Here is a 17468-nt window from a genome sequence, read left to right as displayed (position 1 = left end):
ACATGCCGGGCCTCGGCGGATCGGATGCCGTACTGCCGACATGCAACGCGAGCGGAAGCAGCCATAGGCAGGCCACTCGTTGGTGGATCGATCCCGTGTAAGCATTGATCCATCGCGTCCGTTCGCTCATCTTTCTTCTCCTGAATGGCTATCCGTGGCCCTTCGTCAGCGGGCCGGTTCGGTTCTGCCGGTTCCCGGCGCGGCGGATGCGCCCGCCGGATACCAGAGTCCATCGTTCGACCGAAGGAAGTAGCCCGTGCCTCGGTTTCCACCCTCCGCGGCGACAGGCCGAAGGATTTCGAACTTCGCATCGATAGCCACCGGGCTGGTTTCGACAAGCCTGGTCTGCCCGTCGAGATTCCTAAGCCGTACAAAGTGGCGGCCATCCGAAGACCACTCGTCGGTGTCCTCGTGTGCGCGAGTGAGGATATCGGCGTCAGAAACCGCGAGTTCATCGAAGGGAGCGTGCAGCGCCACGTTCTCGTCGTCGGCGATCCGTGCCAGGATCTTCTCGGCAAATGGCTGGAAATCCCACTCGCCGAGGCCGAGAACGTCTCGTAAGGCGCCACCGCCGTGATTGGCATTGAGCAGCGGATCGACGATGGGTGAAAAGGGTGCGTCGATGACGTGACGCGATGGTATCGGGCTGTGTCCCGGTGCACCTTCCCGGTAATAGTTGACCCGGTCGCCTTGGCTGTCTCGCCTTGCAAGAATGACGATCGGTGGCCCGCCGGACGGTGTTTCCGAGTCGGCTAAAGCAAGCCGTTCGCCGGTGTCTCTGTCACGCACTTCGATAGCGGCAGCCCTGCCCTCGGGCATGAGCCGGTGTACCGCCCTGAGTAACCGGCTTTCCTCGCCCACCGTGAGAGGATGATGTATATCGAACAACGCCCGTCGCAGGAGCAGCACCTTCATCAGCTTCTTTGTCTGAAGTGGCGGCATTTGCGTCGCGGAAGCCGTTTTGCGATACATCCGTTCGTGACGGGCGCGGTTTGACCTGGCATCGATGAAGTTGGCGAGGTCTGTCCGGAATGCATGCTCGGCATCGGCTGGAAGCCTGGCTCGAAAATCGAAAGGGTCCCGGCGAGCCGCTTCCACCGCCTGGAATATCGTCGGATACTCTTCGTGACTTTCCCGGCCCCGCCGTTCCATGAGCGTGACCCTGTCACCATCGTAAGCGAGCTTCAGCGTGTCGTCGGGCATTCGCCCCGATGGCGATGACCGTCCGTCCGGCATGGCAAGCGAGCTCAGGGTCGTTCTATCGGGTCGATAGAACGCCAGCGGCCTTCCGATGAACGTGGCGATGTCGGAAGCGATGCTCCGGATTTCCGACGGCGACCATGTCGTCGCAGCGGGTCGGCGCAGCCTCGCGGAAAGGGTTTGATTGAAGGCGTGGTCCACCGTCAGCAGAAGAGCCGGGGCGATTTCAGCGATCGCAGGGGCCATGGCGTGTTCGGGTAGCGACGGTATGGCCGCTATCCTGGCTTCGGCGATCCCCACCCATTCCATCAGTCTGGCAGCGTACCGGAGGACCCCCGGATTCTCCGTCGTTGTCTCCGGGACGATGTCGGCGAGGAAGCTTCCCTTGGCGAGATTGTTCTCGTCGTTCGCCAGCTGCCAGTGGCCATCCGGTCGCCTGGCGATGAAGGGGCCCGGTACATCGTTGTCCAGTCGCACCCGATAACCGTCTCCATCGACGGCCACGCGGGCGGTTCCCACTCCCTCGCCGATCCGTATATCGACATAGAGTTCGTTACCGTCCCTGTACAAGCCATCGGCCGTGCGCTGCGAGTGAGGCGGCGGACGTTCCAGCAATGACCGTGCCATTCTGTCTGCGTTGAGATAGGCGAACGATCCGTCGCGTTGCCTGTACAGGCGATTGCCGTGCGCGCGGATACACGACGACCCGGGGAAAGCCTGGGTCGTCCCCGGGGGAGAACTTACCCGGTGTCTACATGTGGATGAGGCGATAAGCGACAGCGCGCATAAGGCCACGAGCGCGAATCGATGCTTCGCGATGTCCTTCCTTGCCATCGTCACGGATCCTCTCGCCGGTGTGCTTCCTTCATGGGCCCTCCATGCGATCGTCCACGGGCGGTATTGGCTGCGGGTCCACCTCGGCATGGGGATTCTGGTTCAATGCAACGGCGCTGCCTGTGAGGGATTCGATCCCCGAGACGGCAACCGGGTCGGCGGTGGATGTGGTGAAGTAGCGGGCGATTTCATTCCTCGCTTCGGCGGTCTGGAGCCAATCGAATCCTGCTGGCGTTGCCGGCCGTCCTTCCGTGTGCCGCTGCTGTACGTAACTGAAGTAATGCGTCTCCTGAATGGGATCGTGCGCCGGGCTCCACTGGTTGAAGATCAGGGGGCGCGAAAGGATCTCCTCGGCGAAACGGGTGCCGGTCATGTTGACCATGGCGTCGCCGTCGCGCACGGTGACCATGTCGTTATTCGCCTCGATGCCTTGCCCGAACGTGCGAAGGCGTGCCGGATACTCGGTCGCCGTCGTTGCCGTGCCTAGCCAGTCGTCGATGATGCGCGTTCCCGCGGGAAGCTCTCCCATCGAGGCATATCCACGCGCGATCAATTGCAGCGAGTCGTTGTTTGCCGGCAATATCATGCTGACGGCATGCCCCACGGCGCCCGCCACGACCACGATGTATTCGTCGGAGCGAAGCATCGTGCGAAGCCTTCTACTGGTGACCAGTGCCTGGATGTGCCGGCTGCCCACGCGGGATTGGACGAAGTCGCCGACAGGCGCACCGGCGGCGACCAGCGATAGATAGGCAGGAAGGGCTTGCGCAGGCGCAGCCGTGGGCGTGGCTCCATGCAGTGCCGGTTCTTCGGCAAGGTGCTGCCTGTAGATGGATAGCGGTGTGGCCGGCCTCGGCGGTGCCGTGGCCGTTGGCGGTTGCACGGGTGCGGGCGGCTGCGCGCTGGCCGTGGGCAGGTATATCCGCGTCGAGCGTCGGTGCCTTGGGGGAGTCCCTGTGGCGAGGATCAGCTCACCGCTCGGCGATACTTCGACGACACTCGGGACATTCGCGGATGCGATAAGGATCGGGTAGGGCGTTTCGTCGACGATACGTTCCAGAAGATCGCGGGTGACCGGGCTCCCGGGAGGAAGAGTGCGTTCCAGACGTGTGACGATGGACTCGCGGAACGTGCTGGATGTGGGATTGAATCCCATGCGTAACAGCGGCGGTGGATACCATTTTCCACTGCGCGAGGTTAAACGTGAGCTCTCCATCCCCAGGCCTTCACCGAACCCGAGCAACTCATACCCGCCATCGACGGACACAGGTTTCGTTTCCACGATCTGGGTGCGACCGTCCAGGTGGCGCAGGCGAACGAAGTGACGGTCGTTCAGCCACCAGTCGTCGGTGAGTCGGGTCTCTGCGTCGGCGAGCACCTGCGCGTCCCTGCTTACGAACCGGCCAAGAGAGGGGGGCAGGAGAGCATTTTCATTCGTCACGATGTTTTCGAGCAGCCTGTCGGCAAAAATGCGGAAATCCCATTCGCCCAGGGCGAGCGCCTTGCGAACCTGGCCGTTGTCGGTATTGAGGAGCACATCGATGAGTGGTGAAAACGACTGGTCTTCGATAGGACGGGAAGGGATGGGGGAGTGGCCTGGGGCGGCGTCCTGGTAGTAGGCGACCCGCTCCCCCGCCGGATTGAGGTCGGCCTTGATGACAATGCGTGCTCTTGCGGGGAGGGTTTCGATGTTGGTTAGTGACCGGCCTGTGGTTCTTTCGACAACCTCGATGGCGATCGCGTGCCCCCTGGGCATGATGTTCCGGGCCGCCTCGAGAAACCGGCGCTCTTCCGCTGCGGTGAGTGCGTGATGTTTGTCGAAAATGGCCTGACGCAAGCGAGCGACACGGGCAAGGCTTTCCGTTGCGGGGCCGAGTTTGGGATTCTGCCGTACCAGGGGATCGATCCAGTGGCGAATGGCGTGCTCGAGGGCTGGCCGTGCCCGCCTTCCATCGATGTATTCCGCTAAACCGGCACGATACTCATATTCGCGTGTGGACGCGTCCCGCATGCGCAGATCCGATGCCGGTCGTGTTCCCGCTTCTGCGGCGGCGAAGATCGATGGGTATCGGGTCGGATTCGCTTCGTCCCGGAAGGAAAAGTTGCCATCGCTATCTCGGACGAGACGGAATGCATCGTCTGGAATGACGCCGTTGTGAATCGTCCCGCCATCGGAGCCGATGGCGACGATGGGCGTGCCGTCCGTCCGGTAGATGGCCAGTGGCCGGTTGAGATAGGTTGCCATGTCCGGGCCGAGGAGCCGGACCTCGCGCTCGGACCACACGCTTGCGCGTGGATCGCGCAGGCGGGAGGAAAGCGTTTCAAAAAATGCCTGCGCCATGGAAAGGAGGATAAGAGGCTTGGCATGCATCAGGCGCTCGGTAGAACCGGCATCGGCATAGATGGATTGCAGTGTCGATTCGGGCAGGCCGGCAACCTCCATGATGCTGGCGGCGCGCTGTAACATCCGTGGATCGACCGTGATTTCATCCGCAAGCAGGTCGGCCAGGACGCTTCCCCTGGCGTAATTGTTCTCATCGCCTGCCAACTCCCACCGATTATCCGGCCGCCTCACGACACGGGGGCCTGCGTCGCCGTTGTCGAGCCGGATGCGATACCCGGCGCCCTCCCGAATGACGCGGGCGGCACCGGCGCCCATGCCGTTTTCCCATGGCACGTACAGCGCGCCTTCGTGCCTGATCACCCCGTTGGATTGTGCGGGCGTACCCGCGGGGAGATTCTCAAGCGGTTGGGTCCACATGGCCTCGGCATTCCAATGCGCCAGCGTTCTGTCCGGCCGTCGGTAGATGCGGTTGGCCCTACGGCCCGGACTGATGCAAGCGCGATGCGCCGCTTTCGTGAGGTTCTCTGCCGTCGATTCCCTCGTTACCCGTTTCCGTGTCGCCGGGGCATCGGGAGAGGACCACATGTCGCCTCCGCAGAGAAGTGGCATGGTGGCAAGCAATAGGGCATTGAGGCTCTTTTCGATGCGCTTCATGTTTCGTTTGATCCGAGAGGGAAGGTTGCGGTCGTGAAGACCGGTCATACCGTGTGCTTTTGCTGCGTCAATCGTGTCGACATGGGGAAGCGGCGTTCAGTCGCCCAGGAGATCGAAGTCGAACTCCCAGTCGTCCAGGAGCGGGCGCGTCGCGTCATCGTCCCGCAGCCAATTGTGGAAGTCCGCCATCGCCTGCGAATGGGAGATTGCTGGCAACGGAGGAGTGGTATCGGCTGGACGGGAGGAAGAGGGGGCATTCTGCTGGTTGAACGCACGAACTTCGGATATGAGCCCGGTCATGGATGCCAGGGTAGTTTCCGCGCCCGGCTCGGCCGCGGCGAAGGGAGGGGTGAAATAATTGAGGTAATCCAGACGCGCCGCGTCCGAGGTGATCCAGTCGAGTCCTGCGTGATGACGAAGGGCAGGACGGTTCACCCGGTAGCGGATGTAGTCGATGTATCCATTTTCGGAGATGGGGTCGTGCCGTGGGTTCCATGTTTCCACGCGGACACGACCCGAAAGGACACGTTCCGTGAACTCGACAGGCGAGACGGTCTGTACGATGCCATCGTCGCTCGTCTGCCTGATCGTATCGCCGCGTTCGTGCTGCTCTTGAGCAACGGTGCGGATACGCTCGCCGTAGCTTTGGGCGTCGGCAGCGACGTCGTACCAGCTGTCGACGATGCGGGTACCCTCCGGGAGGTGGGCGATGCTCGACCATTCCGTGGCTTTTGCGATATCGGACGCCGGGATGAGCAGGGTAAACACATGGCCCGAAACCGAGGCCACGACCGCGGCACCTTCGTCTTCGACCAACATGCCGCGCAACCTTCGTGCTTGCATCAGAGCGTCGAGGTGCCTGTCGCGTGCGGTCAGCGCGATGAACCTGCTGGCACGCTCACCCTTGTCGATAAGGCTGGAAACCATCGTGTCGGTCTCGTCCAGAGTCCCGGCCGTGTGGCGCACGGCTGTGGTCAGATGCCGGGCGCTTTGCCCCGGTGTGGGAGGCCTTGTCACCGGTGGCGTTTCCGCTCGCCCGGCGAGCCTGCTGTGCACGCCATCCGTGTTGATCATTGTCCGGTATGTCCAGGTGCCGCCGGCAGGATTGCGCAGGGTCAGGACAAGGCCATGGCCAGCGTCGATGTCCGCGGCATCCAGATGTTCCGCGACCTCCCGCAACAATGGCTGCGGGATGGCGTCGAGAAGATTGTCCATGGCGCCGTCGCTGACGTCTCCGCCATCGAGAAGGTGGCGCCGGATCGCCGAGGCGGCCGCCGAACGGCCCGCCGCATCCATGGGATCGTAGCCATGCCTTAACCGGCTACTGCGATGCCACCGGCCATCGCGTTGCATGATGAAATGGCCGCTCCCCCGTTCGCCAGTCGCATGCGGGTCAAGTATCTCGTGCATGCCATCCGCTGTGGTGGGGCCTATTTCAACAATATGTGTGCGGCCAACGAGATCGCTCAGCTGCGCATAGCGGTGTCCTCCGGATATCAGATCATCCGAAGCCTGCTCGTTCATCTGATCGCGTATGTCCTTGTTCGTTACGAGGAGGTGCCCGAGGGCCGGAGGAAGCAGGGCGTCCTGATCGTCCGCCATGTGTGTCATCAGCATGTCGGCGAAGTCGCTCCATTGATACTCGCCAAGCTTCAGCGCGCGACGTACCGCGCCATTGCCGCTATTGAGTATCGCGTCGATGAGCGGCGAAAACGACTCTTCTACTGCACGAGACCGTATCGCCTCGCCCCGGCTGTCCCGCCTGTAGTAAGTGACTCGACGTCCGGACGTGTCGAGATCGGCCTCGATGACGATGCGCGTGGCATCGGCGTCATGGCTTTCGACCCGGGCCAGCAACGTATTTGATCCATGCCTGCGTACTTCGATGTCGATACGATGTCCTTCCGGCATGAGGTCGCGAACGGTTTCCAGGAGACGCCGTTCCTGATCCGCCGTGGCGGCATGGTGCTTATCGCGAAGCACATGTCGCATCCTGGAAACTTTCATGACGGGTTCTCTCAGCCGTTGCGGCAATGACAGCGGAGCTATCCATTTCTCATGCATGCGCTCCAGGCTCGTCTGCCTCGATCTTCCGGCGATATGGACGGCGAGCCCTTCGCGGAATCGGGCCTCGCGTTGGATGGGATCGAGGGCCTGGTGGGTCGGCGGCCGTGTCGCGGCCTCCACGGCGGCAAAGATGGATGAGTGCTCGATGCGATCGGCGGGCGCTTTCGCATTGGGCACAAGGTAACGATCGCCGACGCGCTGCACCCGCACCGCGTCGGTCGGGATGCGATCCGGATTCGCCGCTGTGCCGTCCCTCAGTACAGCGGTTTCGATCTGCCCACTACTGTCGAGAACGACCAAAGGACGTTCCATGTATCTTGCGATGTCCGGCGCGGTGACCAGGACTTCCTTTGCTGACCAACGGCGATCCTTGCGGTCAGTCAGACGTGCGACCTGCTCTTCGATGAAAGCATGTCCTACCGCCTCCATCACGATCTGCGTCGCGCCCAGGAGCTCGCCGTCGTTCGACATCCTGATGAGATCGCCTTCGTTAAGGCCGAACTGGCGCATGAGTTTGCGCGTCCGCTCGAGCGTGGCCGGGTCCGAGGTGTATTCCTTGAGCAGCAACTGTGCGAACTGGCGTTTGCCGAGCGGTTGCTCCGTCGCCACCAGCTTCCAGAGGCCATTGCGCCATGGCCTGACAAGTGGGCCTGCCTTCCCCTTGTCTAGTGCGATGCGGTAACCCGCACCGTCGGCGACGATCCGGACGATATCTTCGCCGCGTTCGGTCTTCAGTTTTACGAAGGCATCCTCGCCCTTTCGGAAAATACCGTGTGTTTGGGCCGACGCCCCTTCGGGCAGGCTCGGAATGGCGTGCGTGCGGGTATCCAGGTCGAACCACAATTTGGCGTGGGCTGTATGGGGAGGCCGGTAGACAACGGGCGGGCGGCCGCCCTGCTGTTGAGCGAGGGTTGACGCACCGACGCCCAGTCCGATGCCGATGAAGAAGTCGGCGACGTCGGCGACCAACTGCACACCCTCATAAGTGGCGGTGTGGGGTGACGCCAGATAGCGTGCCGTGCTTTCCGCCATCATCCCGATGACGCTGGCCAGTTGTAGCTTTTCCGCACCCCGGATCGGGAAGGGGATGAGGGCCAGCGAGAACGCCTCTTCGACGATGCCCATGGCGATCTGTTCCAACCGCGCGCAGTCTGCGTCCAGCACAGCGACAAACCGGGGATCCATGGCGCTGCGTGCTCTGCTCAGTTGACTGGCGGCAACGGCATCGACGAAACGGAGCGGTCGGTTTCCCGTGGGGTATCGTTCCAGCCCGACGCGCGGATTCGTTGGGCCCTTGTCACCGAATACCGCCTGCAAGCGGCCGGCAAGCCACTGCGTCAGCGCGTTGGAGTCGGACTCCGTCTTTTCGGCGAGCGCGCGCTTGTTCCGCAGTCGGCCCCCGGCGATCGGCATAGTCGTCGCATTGACGGTTTTTCCGGCGCTATCGCCCTTCGTGAGTTCCCCAAGCAATTCGTGGAAATCCAGGGGAGGCAGCCGCCGACCCAGCCAGGCGAGAACCTTGTGGCTCTTGTCATGGCCAGGGCGGTTTTCAGCGCTTCCAGCGGACTCGAGGTTGCCGATAATCATCGACGCTGCGCTGCCGCCCACGGGAAGGATGCGCAGCGAGCCGTCCGGATGCCCGGGTGTGTAGAGGAAGTTCGTTTCCGGGAGGAGGGTCGTCCTGGTCGAGTTCCACGTCGAGCGGAGCCGGATATTGAATGCGGGAAGCTGGATCGGGTGCGGTGCGCTGCCGCTGAACCATGTTCTACCCACGCGCAGCGCATAGTGCGCATAGCTGAGCTCGCCTTGGCCGTCGCCCTTGTCCGCCTCGATCGCGGCAGTGAATCGACCATATTGCTCAAGCGTGATATCTCCCTTGCGCAAGGCTTCGAGTCCGGCGAAGCGGAGTTCGGCTTTTGCGGCATCCATAATGGCGGCCGGTGTCGACCATGGCGATGTCTTATCGGAGAACCGCGAATTGATCGAATCCTGGATTCGGCCCGCCGCGTCGTAGTCGGTCAGGACATCGATGACTTTCTTGAAGTCAATGTCCTGGTTGAAGTGCGGGGAATAGGAGGCGAATCGGTTGACCCGGGTGTACTTGATGTAGTCGCGGCCGTTCTTTGTCGCCCGACGTCTCAGGCCGAAGTCGACGCCACGTCGAATGAAATCCGTCAGGGGTTCGATGACATGGCTTCGTTTTAAGATTGCACCCTGCTCGTCGACAAGATCGGTGTGCAGGTAAAGGTCTACAATGGTTGGCACGCCAAGCCGTGTCGCGATGTCGCTGAATGCCTGGAACTCAAGTGCTTTGCGCTCCTTCTCAACCTGGTCGAAAAGAAGCCTTTCCGCATTGGAATGTGCATCGAATGCCTTCCACCACTCACACTTCATCGAGGTAGGCATCTTTTCGAAGTATTTCACCAATCGTTCTTTCACCGCCGCGGCCGCCAGCCGCTGCCGGATCGCTTCCCGCGTAAGCAGGATCGTCGGGGTCTCATCGGACTCCGGTGGCTTCGTAAGGACGCAAGGGTCCGCCAACCGGATCTCGGTCGTCGTGTCGGCGTGAGCGACCGGTGAAATCCCTGCGACACCGGCGAGAGTGAGCGCGATGTACCACGCGGCGCGACGTTGCGCGGAGGGGCTTTCCGCGTGGCCTTCTTTCATGATTTGGCGCATGGGTTCTCCTTTTCCCTGGAGTGTTCGAACCGTTTAAGAACGAGGATCCGGCGATGGGACCCGGGAATACCCCTCGTTGGGGGAGTTCCTGCCGCACAGCGCAAGTTGCGCCCACAAGTCACGCCCAACGGGCTGGGCACGGCCGGCGGCAACGATGTCTAATGGAGGCTGGCGGCGAGGGCCGCTTGCGCCAGGCGATCGACGACCGGCGGTGCCGAGGACGAGGTGTACGTGTTGCCGTATGGCATCCTGTCGAACGGCGGCGCGAAGTAGCTCATGTCGTCGCGCCGCCCCTGGCGGTTGGCCATGCGCCGCGCATCCGGTGCCGGCTGTGAGGACGAAAGAACGGAGCGCCGCTCGCGCCATCCCATGGAACGGGGTCATCGAATATCCTTTTCGCGTCGTATCGTTTTCCTGTTCGCGATTTATACGTCAAGGCGCGGCGACTTGACGCGCGAAGTACGCCGGCGGGTTCCACGCCTACGGCGACACGTGGGCGACGTCGATACGCGTCACGAAAGGTTGTAGCCGCGCTCCTCGTGCAGCGCCAGGTCGAGACCGAGGTCTTCCTGCTCCTCATCCACGCGCAGGCCCATCGTCATGGCGATGACCTTGAAGACGGCATAGCTCGTGGCCGCGCTGTAGGCGACGGTGAATGCCACGCCTTCGAACTGGATCCACAACTGCTCGCCGGGGTGGACCACATTGCCGAAACCCCCGAGCGCGGGCGACGCGAGCGGGCCGGTGAGGAGCGCGCCCAGGATGCCGGCGATGGCATGGACGCCGAACACATCCAGCGAATCGTCATAGCCGAGCCGGCGTTTCAGCCGGGTCGCGCAGAAGAAACACACGATACCGGCGGCGAGTCCGAGGACCAGCGCGCCGCCGGGACCGCAGCTGCCGGCGGCCGGGGTGACGGCGACCAGTCCCGCCACGGCGCCGGAGGCGATGCCCAGCACGCTGGGGCGGCGATGGACGATCCATTCGATCGCGGTCCATCCGAGCGCCGCCGCGGCGGTGGCGACCTGCGTTACCAGCATCGCCATGGAGGCACTGCCGTTCGCGGCGACGGCGGATCCGCCGTTGAATCCGAACCAGCCCACCCAGAGCATGCTGGCGCCCACCAGCGTGTAGCCGAGGTTGTGCGGCGGCATCGGCGTGAGCGGATAGCCGCGGCGCTTGCCGATGACAAGGCAACCGACGAGTCCGGCGATGCCCGCATTGATATGCACGACGGTGCCGCCGGCGAAATCGATGACGCCGAGGTCGCCCAGGAAGGAGCCCGGACCGCCCCACACCATGTGCGCGAGCGGAAGGTAAGCGAGGGTGAACCAGAGCACCGTGAAGACGAGCAGCGCGGAGAATTTCGTCCGCTCGGCGATGGCACCCACGATGAGTGCCGGGGTGACGATGGCGAAGGTCAGCTGGAACATCACGAACAGTGCTTCGGGGATCGTGCCGTGCAGGCTGTCGGGCGTGAGTCCGGCGAGCATGGCGTGATCCAGTCCGCCGATGAAGGAATGCAGTCCGGTATGTCCGGCAAGCATGCCGCTGTCGTCGAAGGCGACGGAGTAGCCGTAGACGACCCAGAGCACGGTGACGACGGCGGTGATCGCGAAACACTGCATCAGCACGGAGAGCAGGTTCTTCGCGCGGACCATGCCGCCGTAGAACAGGGCGAGGCCTGGAATGGTCATCAGGAGCACGAGCATGGTCGCCGTCAGCATCCAGGCGGTGTCGCCCGTGTCGAGCAGGATCTCGGAACGCATCGACATGGACCTCCCGGGTACGGATACGTGTTCGGGCCGATGTTAAGCACGGGCCGCCTCCAGCCGGCAAATGCACCAGACAGGTGCAACGGGGCGAGGGGCGTCCCGGACATTGCGTTCGCGGCGGGAAATCAGTACCATTTTGGTCTGGTATTGACGCCTTTCCCTTTCCCCATGCTCCGTGTCAGCCGACTGACCGACTACGCGACGGTGGTGATGACCTGCATCGCCGCTCATCCCACCGACGTTCTGAGCACCGCCCAGATCGCCGAAGAGGCGCGCCTGGAGTTGCCCACCGTGTCGAAGCTGCTGAAGCTGCTCGGCCACGCCGGCCTGGTGGAATCCTTCCGCGGCGTCAACGGCGGTTACCGTCTGGCGCGGCCGGCGGAGGCGATCAGCCTCGCCGATATCGTGGAGGCGATGGAGGGGCCCATCGGCCTGACCGAATGCAGCCTGGCCGAAGGCCACTGCGAACGGCAGTCCACCTGCGGGGTCAGCGGCAGCTGGCGCGCCGTCTCGGGAACGATCGACGGCGTGCTGCGCGCGATGACCCTGGCACAGATGCTGGCCGGGCGCCCGAAGGCGCCGGCCGTACAGGCAAACGCATGAACGAGAGCGAAAACATGACACGCGAAGTGGTAGCGCCGGTGCGCGACAACGCCGAGGTCGAAGCGGCCCTCAACCGCCGCTACGAGGCCGGCTTCGTCACCGACATCGAATCCACCTCGCTTCCGCCCGGCCTGAACGAGGACACCGTTCGCCAGTTGTCGGCGATCAAGGGCGAGCCGGAATGGATGACCGAATGGCGCCTTGCCGCCTACCGGCACTGGCTGACCATGCCCGAGCCGGACTGGGCGAAGCTGGACATCGCCCCCATCGACTACCAGGCCGTGAGTTACTACTCGGCGCCGAAGGCCGGCCCGAAATCCCTGGACGAGGTGGATCCGAAGCTCCTGGAAACCTACGAGAAGCTGGGCGTGCCGCTGCACGAGCGGGCGCGCCTCGCCGGCGTGGCCGTGGACGCGGTGTTCGATTCCGTGTCCGTGGGCACCACCTTCCGCAAGGAGCTGGCCGAGGCCGGCGTGATCTTCTGCTCCATGTCCGAGGCCATCCGCGAGCATGGCGATCTCGTACGCCAGTACCTGGGCAGCGTGGTGCCGGCGGGCGACAACTATTTCGCCGCACTGAACTCGGCGGTGTTCTCCGACGGGAGCTTCGTGTTCATTCCCAAGGGCGTGCGTTGCCCGATGGAACTGTCCACGTACTTCCGCATCAACGCGATGAACACGGGCCAGTTCGAGCGCACGCTGATCGTCGCGGAAGACGACGCCTACGTGTCCTATCTCGAAGGCTGCACGGCGCCGATGCGCGACGAGAACCAGCTGCATGCGGCCGTGGTGGAACTGGTCGCGCTCGAGCGTGCGCAGATCAAGTATTCCACGGTGCAGAACTGGTACCCCGGTGACGAGAACGGCGTCGGCGGCATCTACAACTTCGTGACCAAGCGCGGCGACTGCCGCGGCGCGGATTCCAAGATTTCCTGGACCCAGGTGGAAACCGGTTCCGCGATCACCTGGAAGTACCCCAGTTGCGTGCTGCGCGGCGACCGCTCGGTGGGCGAGTTCTACTCCGTGGCGCTCACGCACCATCGCCAGCAGGCCGACACCGGCACGAAGATGATCCACATCGGCAAGGGTACGAAGTCCAAGATCGTGTCCAAGGGCATCAGCGCCGGTCGCAGCTCCAACAGCTACCGCGGCCTGGTGAAGATCGAGAAGGGCGCCGAGGGCGCGCGCAACTACACGCAGTGCGACTCCCTGCTGATCGGCAAGAAGTGCGGGGCGCATACCTTCCCGTACATGGAAGTGAAGAATCCCAGCGCCATCGTGGAGCACGAGGCCACCACGTCCAAGATCTCCGACGACCAGTTGTTCTACTGTCTGTCGCGCGGCATCGGCGAGGAAGACGCGGTATCGATGATCGTGGACGGTTTCTGCAAGCAGGTGTTCCGCGAGCTGCCCATGGAATTCGCCGTGGAGGCGAAGAAGCTGCTCGAGGTCTCCCTCGAAGGGGCGGTGGGCTGATGGGCATCATCGGTTCCGCCCCCGGCCTCACCGACCTGCGCGTGCTGCTCGCCGCGCTGGACCCGGAAATCGATCCGATCCCGAAGCGCTTCCTGCACGTGTCGCACGAGAAGGCGCGCGAGCGCATGGCCGACGCCCTCATGATGTTCCGCGAAGCCGAGGGCACCACGCTCATCGTCGACGTGGAAGACACCGAGGCGGCCGCGAGCGAGCGGCTGCTCTGGGCACGGATCACGCTGCGCGTGCAGTCCAGCCTCACCGCGGTGGGCATGATGGCCGCCGTTTCCGCCGCGCTGGCCAAGCGCGGCATACCCTGCAATCCCGTATCGGCGTTCCTGCACGACCACATCTTCGTGCCCTGGGAACGCCGCGACGACGCGCTCGACGCGCTCTCGCACCTCACGCCCTGATTGGACCGTCCCATGCACATGCTCAAGATCGACAACCTCCACGCCCGCGTCGAAGGCAAGGAGATCCTCAAAGGCCTTTCGCTCACGGTGAAGCCGGGCGAAGTGCACGCCATCATGGGGCCGAACGGTGCCGGCAAGTCCACCTTGGGCAACGTGCTGGCGGGTCGTGACGGCTACGAAGTCACCCAGGGCAGCGTGGATTTCGCCGGCCGCGACCTGCTCGCGCTGGAGCCGGAGGAGCGCGCGGCGGTGGGTGTGTTCCTCGCTTTCCAGTATCCGGTCGAGATCCCGGGCGTGAACAACACCTATTTCCTGCGCGCCGCGCTCAATGCGCAGCGCAAGTTCCGCGGCGAGGACGAGCTGGATTCCATGCGCTTCCTGAAGCTCGTGCGCGAGAAGCTGAAGGTGATGCAGATCTCCGACGAGCTGCTGCACCGCGCGGTGAACGAAGGCTTTTCCGGTGGCGAGAAGAAGCGCAACGAGATCTTCCAGATGGCCGTGCTCGAGCCGAAGCTGGCGATCCTCGACGAGACCGACTCGGGCCTCGACATCGATGCGTTGAAGCAGGTGGCCGAAGGCGTGAACGCGCTGCGCTCGCCCGAACGCTCCTTCGTCATCGTCACCCATTACCAGCGCCTGCTCGACTATATCCAGCCGGACTTCGTCCACGTGCTGGCCGGCGGCCGCATCGTCGAAAGCGGCGACAAGGACCTGGCGTTGAAGCTGGAAGAGCAGGGCTATGCCTGGCTCGCCGAGACCCACCCGGAATTGCGCAAGGCCGATCTCGCCGGAGCGCCGGCATGAGCAACGCGCCGTCCCCGTTCGTGCGGGCGGCGCTGGATGCCGCCCGGGCGCTGCCGTCCAGCGGCATCGCCTGGCTGGACGCCGCCCGTCGCGAGAACCTCGATGCCTTCGCCGACACCGGCTTGCCGGAAGGGCGTAACGAAGCCTGGAAGTACACCCCGTTGCGCGCCTTGTCGCAGCGCGCCTTCGCGCTCGCGGATCGAGACGTCGCGGCGACGATCGCGGTCGACCCCGCCCTCTACGCGCTGCCAGGTGTCGATGGCGCGCGCATCGTGTTCGTCGACGGCGCGTTCCGGGCCGACCTTTCGTCGCCTGGCGGGGAAGGGATCGAACTGGCGCCGCTGGCCGATGCGCTGACCGCGCATCCCGAGCCGTTGCGCTTCGCCCTGGCCAATCGCTATCGCCGCGGCGCGGCCGATGCCTTCGTGCACCTCAACGCCGCGCTGGCCGCAGACGGCTTCGTGCTGCGCGTGGCCGACGGCGTCTCCGTGGCGCGTCCCCTCCACGTCGTGCACGTGTCCAGCGGCGCCCAGGCGGATACCGCGTGGCACGTGCGCCTGCTGGTCGAGGTGGGCAAGGCCGCCGCCGTCGACATCGTCGAGCATTTCGTTTCCGCGGGTGACGCCACGCAGCTGGGCACGGTCGTTTCCGATATCGTGCTGCGCGAAGAGGGCCGTCTCGGCCTCGTCGTGCTCCAGGACGCCTCGGCCGCCACCACGCTCGTGCGTCGCGGCCACATCCGCATCGATGCCGGCGCGGCGGCCACGCTCCACGCGCTGGAACTGGGCGGCGCGCTCGTCCGCCACGAGTGGCACGCGGACCTGGAAGGCGACAAGGCGCGCTTCGATTCGCGCGGCGTCTTCGCGCTCGCCGGCCGGCAGCATGCCGACACGCAGCTGGAGATCCGGCACAAGGCCCGCGACACCGCCTCCGACGCCCTGTGGCGCGGTGTGGCCGATGGCCGTTCGCGTGGCGTGTTCCGCGGCGCGATCGTCGTCGCCGAGGGTGCCGACGGCGCCGACGCCGCGCTGAGCAACAAGAACCTGTTGCTGTCGGGCATGGCCGAGATCGATACCAAGCCCGAACTCGAAATCTACGCGGACGAGGTCAAGGCCGCGCATGGCGCGACCATCGGCCAGCTCGACGAGCGCTCGCTGTTCTACCTGCGCTCGCGCGGCATTCCGCTCGTCGACGCGCGCAGCCTGCTGACCCTCGCCTTCTGTCGCGCGGCGCTCGAATCGCTCGCGAACGACGCCTTGCGCGAACATCTCGGCGAGCTTCTGGTGGCGCATCTGCCGACCGGTCCGACCGAATAAAGCACCACGGAGCCAAGCCATGAACGCCAAGCCCGCGTCAGCCGTGTCGCCGCTGGATATCGAGCGCGTCCGCGCCGATTTTCCCCTGTTGTCGCGCACGGTCCACGGCAAGCCGTTGATCTACTTCGACAACGCCAACACCGCGCAGAAGCCTGTCTCGGTGATCGAGGCGGTCGACCGGCATTACCGCGAACACAACGCCAATGTGGCGCGCGCGGTGCACCAGCTTGGCGAGGAAGCCACTTCGGCGTACGAGAGCGCCCGCGACGCCATTGCGCGGTTCATCCATGCGCCGTCGCGCGACGAGGTGATCCTCACCTCCGGCACCACGCAGTCGATCAACCTCGTGGCCTACAGCTACGCGCTGCCGAAGCTCAAGGCCGGCGATGCCATCCTCACCACGGTGATGGAGCACCACGCCAACATCGTGCCCTGGCAGCTTGTGGCCGAGCGCACCGGCGCCACGGTCAAGGCGGCGCCGATCGACGCCAACGGCGAGCTGATCCTCGAGAAGTATGTCGAGATGCTCACGCCCGAGGTGAAGCTGGCCTGCGTCACCCACGTGTCCAACGTGCTCGGCACGGTCAACCCCGTGCGCGAGATCGCGCGCGAATGCCGCAGGCGCGGGATCCCGTTGCTGGTGGACGGCTCGCAGGCCGTGCCGCACCGCCCCGTCGACGTGCAGGCCCTGGGCTGCGATTTCTATGCCATCACCGGGCACAAGATGCTCGGTCCCACGGGTACCGGCGCGCTCTGGGCGAAGCGGGAGCATCTGATGGCGATGCCGCCGTTCTTCGGCGGCGGCGAGATGATCCGCGAAGTGCGCTTCGAAGGCACGGTGTTCGCCGACCCGCCGCACCGCTTCGAGGCGGGCACGCCGAACATCGCCGGCTTTGCGGGCATTCCCGCGGCCATCGGTTACCTGGAGGGCATCGGCTTCGACCGCCTGCATGCGACCGAACAGGACCTGCTCGCTTATGCGCTGGACGCGCTGGAAACGGTGCCGGGCATGCGTATCTTCGGGCGTGCGAAGGAGCGCGAGCCGGTGATCTCCTTCCTGATCGAAGGTGCCCACGCCAACGACATGGCGACCCTGCTGGACCTCCAGGGCGTCGCCGTCCGCTCCGGCCACCACTGCGCCCATCCGCTGATGCATTTCTTCGGCGTGCCGGCCACCCTCCGCGCCTCGCTGGCCTTCTACAACACGAAGGCCGAGGTGGACGGGTTCATCGAGGCCATCGCAAAGGTCCGCAAGCTGCTCGTTTGACGGCACCGCTCCCCACACGGCACCGCCTCCTGTAGGAGCC

Annotated in this window: 11 protein-coding genes; 6 read left to right on the top strand and 5 right to left on the bottom strand. The window is 64.3% G+C overall.

Features of this window, described 5'->3' with window-relative positions:
• Positions 1-165 precede the first annotated feature (165 nt).
• The 5 genes from HBF32_RS16100 to HBF32_RS16080 all read right to left on the bottom strand — a co-directional run bounded on the left by HBF32_RS16100 (position 166) and on the right by HBF32_RS16080 (position 11553).
• The gene (locus tag HBF32_RS16100; protein ID WP_166700799.1) at positions 166-2034 is read right to left on the bottom strand and encodes a hypothetical protein; all 1869 of its coding nucleotides are present in this window, start codon (positions 2032-2034) and stop codon (positions 166-168) included.
• A 31-nt stretch (positions 2035-2065) separates the two neighbouring features.
• The gene (locus HBF32_RS16095) at positions 2066-5032 is read right to left on the bottom strand and encodes a hypothetical protein (RefSeq protein ID WP_166700798.1); all 2967 of its coding nucleotides are present in this window, start codon (positions 5030-5032) and stop codon (positions 2066-2068) included.
• A gap of 96 nt (positions 5033-5128) precedes the next feature.
• Positions 5129-9778, bottom strand: coding sequence for a hypothetical protein (locus HBF32_RS16090; RefSeq protein WP_166700797.1), 4650 nt, complete (start codon positions 9776-9778; stop codon positions 5129-5131).
• A gap of 158 nt (positions 9779-9936) precedes the next feature.
• Positions 9937-10086 (bottom strand): hypothetical protein, encoded by a 150-nt coding sequence (locus tag HBF32_RS16085; RefSeq protein ID WP_166700796.1) that lies wholly within the window; start codon positions 10084-10086, stop codon positions 9937-9939.
• A gap of 204 nt (positions 10087-10290) precedes the next feature.
• Positions 10291-11553, bottom strand: coding sequence for an ammonium transporter (locus HBF32_RS16080; protein WP_166700795.1), 1263 nt, complete (start codon positions 11551-11553; stop codon positions 10291-10293).
• Positions 11554-11721: 168 nt separating this feature from the next.
• Here HBF32_RS16080 and HBF32_RS16075 point away from each other — a divergent pair, with 168 nt between their 5' ends.
• Genes HBF32_RS16075 through HBF32_RS16050 form a run of 6 tightly spaced genes read left to right on the top strand, consistent with a single transcriptional unit; the run spans position 11722 to position 17428 of the window.
• Entirely contained in the window at positions 11722-12156 is a 435-nt protein-coding gene (locus tag HBF32_RS16075) for an SUF system Fe-S cluster assembly regulator (RefSeq protein WP_166700794.1), read from the top strand.
• A gap of 14 nt (positions 12157-12170) precedes the next feature.
• The gene (gene sufB, locus HBF32_RS16070; RefSeq protein ID WP_166701098.1) at positions 12171-13631 is read left to right on the top strand and encodes a Fe-S cluster assembly protein SufB; all 1461 of its coding nucleotides are present in this window, start codon (positions 12171-12173) and stop codon (positions 13629-13631) included.
• The gene (locus tag HBF32_RS16065) at positions 13631-14041 is read left to right on the top strand and encodes an ACT domain-containing protein (RefSeq protein WP_166700793.1); all 411 of its coding nucleotides are present in this window, start codon (positions 13631-13633) and stop codon (positions 14039-14041) included. The genes sufB and HBF32_RS16065 overlap by 1 nt, the downstream gene beginning before the upstream one ends.
• Before the next feature lie 18 nt (positions 14042-14059).
• Positions 14060-14845: a Fe-S cluster assembly ATPase SufC gene (sufC, locus tag HBF32_RS16060; protein ID WP_166701097.1), complete on the top strand. Its 786-nt coding sequence runs from the start codon at positions 14060-14062 to the stop codon at positions 14843-14845.
• A complete protein-coding gene (sufD, locus tag HBF32_RS16055) occupies positions 14842-16161 on the top strand; it encodes a Fe-S cluster assembly protein SufD (protein ID WP_166700792.1) in 1320 nt (439 codons plus the stop codon). Before sufC ends, sufD begins: the two co-directional genes overlap by 4 nt.
• A 19-nt stretch (positions 16162-16180) precedes the next feature.
• The gene (locus HBF32_RS16050; RefSeq protein WP_166700791.1) at positions 16181-17428 is read left to right on the top strand and encodes an aminotransferase class V-fold PLP-dependent enzyme; all 1248 of its coding nucleotides are present in this window, start codon (positions 16181-16183) and stop codon (positions 17426-17428) included.
• The last annotated feature ends 40 nt before the right edge of the window (positions 17429-17468 follow it).

This window comes from Luteibacter yeojuensis (assembly GCF_011742875.1).
GTDB classification, from domain to species: Bacteria; Pseudomonadota; Gammaproteobacteria; order Xanthomonadales; family Rhodanobacteraceae; genus Luteibacter; species Luteibacter yeojuensis.
The sequence above is the reverse complement of the archived record's forward strand: the minus strand, read 5'-3'. Positions and strand labels throughout refer to the sequence as shown.

What these genes read in the sequence shown, in the direction of transcription:
- HBF32_RS16100 (WP_166700799.1), bottom strand. Translation starts at nt 2,034, where the DNA reads ATGGCAAGGAAGGACATCGCGAAGCATCGATTCGCGCTCGTGGCCTTA.
- HBF32_RS16095 (WP_166700798.1), bottom strand. Translation starts at nt 5,032, where the DNA reads ATGAAGCGCATCGAAAAGAGCCTCAATGCCCTATTGCTTGCCACCATG.
- HBF32_RS16090 (WP_166700797.1), bottom strand. Translation starts at nt 9,778, where the DNA reads ATGCGCCAAATCATGAAAGAAGGCCACGCGGAAAGCCCCTCCGCGCAA.
- HBF32_RS16085 (WP_166700796.1), bottom strand. Translation starts at nt 10,086, where the DNA reads ATGGCCAACCGCCAGGGGCGGCGCGACGACATGAGCTACTTCGCGCCG.
- HBF32_RS16080 (WP_166700795.1), bottom strand. Translation starts at nt 11,553, where the DNA reads ATGTCGATGCGTTCCGAGATCCTGCTCGACACGGGCGACACCGCCTGG.
- HBF32_RS16075 (WP_166700794.1), top strand. Translation starts at nt 11,722, where the DNA reads ATGCTCCGTGTCAGCCGACTGACCGACTACGCGACGGTGGTGATGACC.
- sufB (WP_166701098.1), top strand. Translation starts at nt 12,171, where the DNA reads ATGACACGCGAAGTGGTAGCGCCGGTGCGCGACAACGCCGAGGTCGAA.
- HBF32_RS16065 (WP_166700793.1), top strand. Translation starts at nt 13,631, where the DNA reads ATGGGCATCATCGGTTCCGCCCCCGGCCTCACCGACCTGCGCGTGCTG.
- sufC (WP_166701097.1), top strand. Translation starts at nt 14,060, where the DNA reads ATGCTCAAGATCGACAACCTCCACGCCCGCGTCGAAGGCAAGGAGATC.
- sufD (WP_166700792.1), top strand. Translation starts at nt 14,842, where the DNA reads ATGAGCAACGCGCCGTCCCCGTTCGTGCGGGCGGCGCTGGATGCCGCC.
- HBF32_RS16050 (WP_166700791.1), top strand. Translation starts at nt 16,181, where the DNA reads ATGAACGCCAAGCCCGCGTCAGCCGTGTCGCCGCTGGATATCGAGCGC.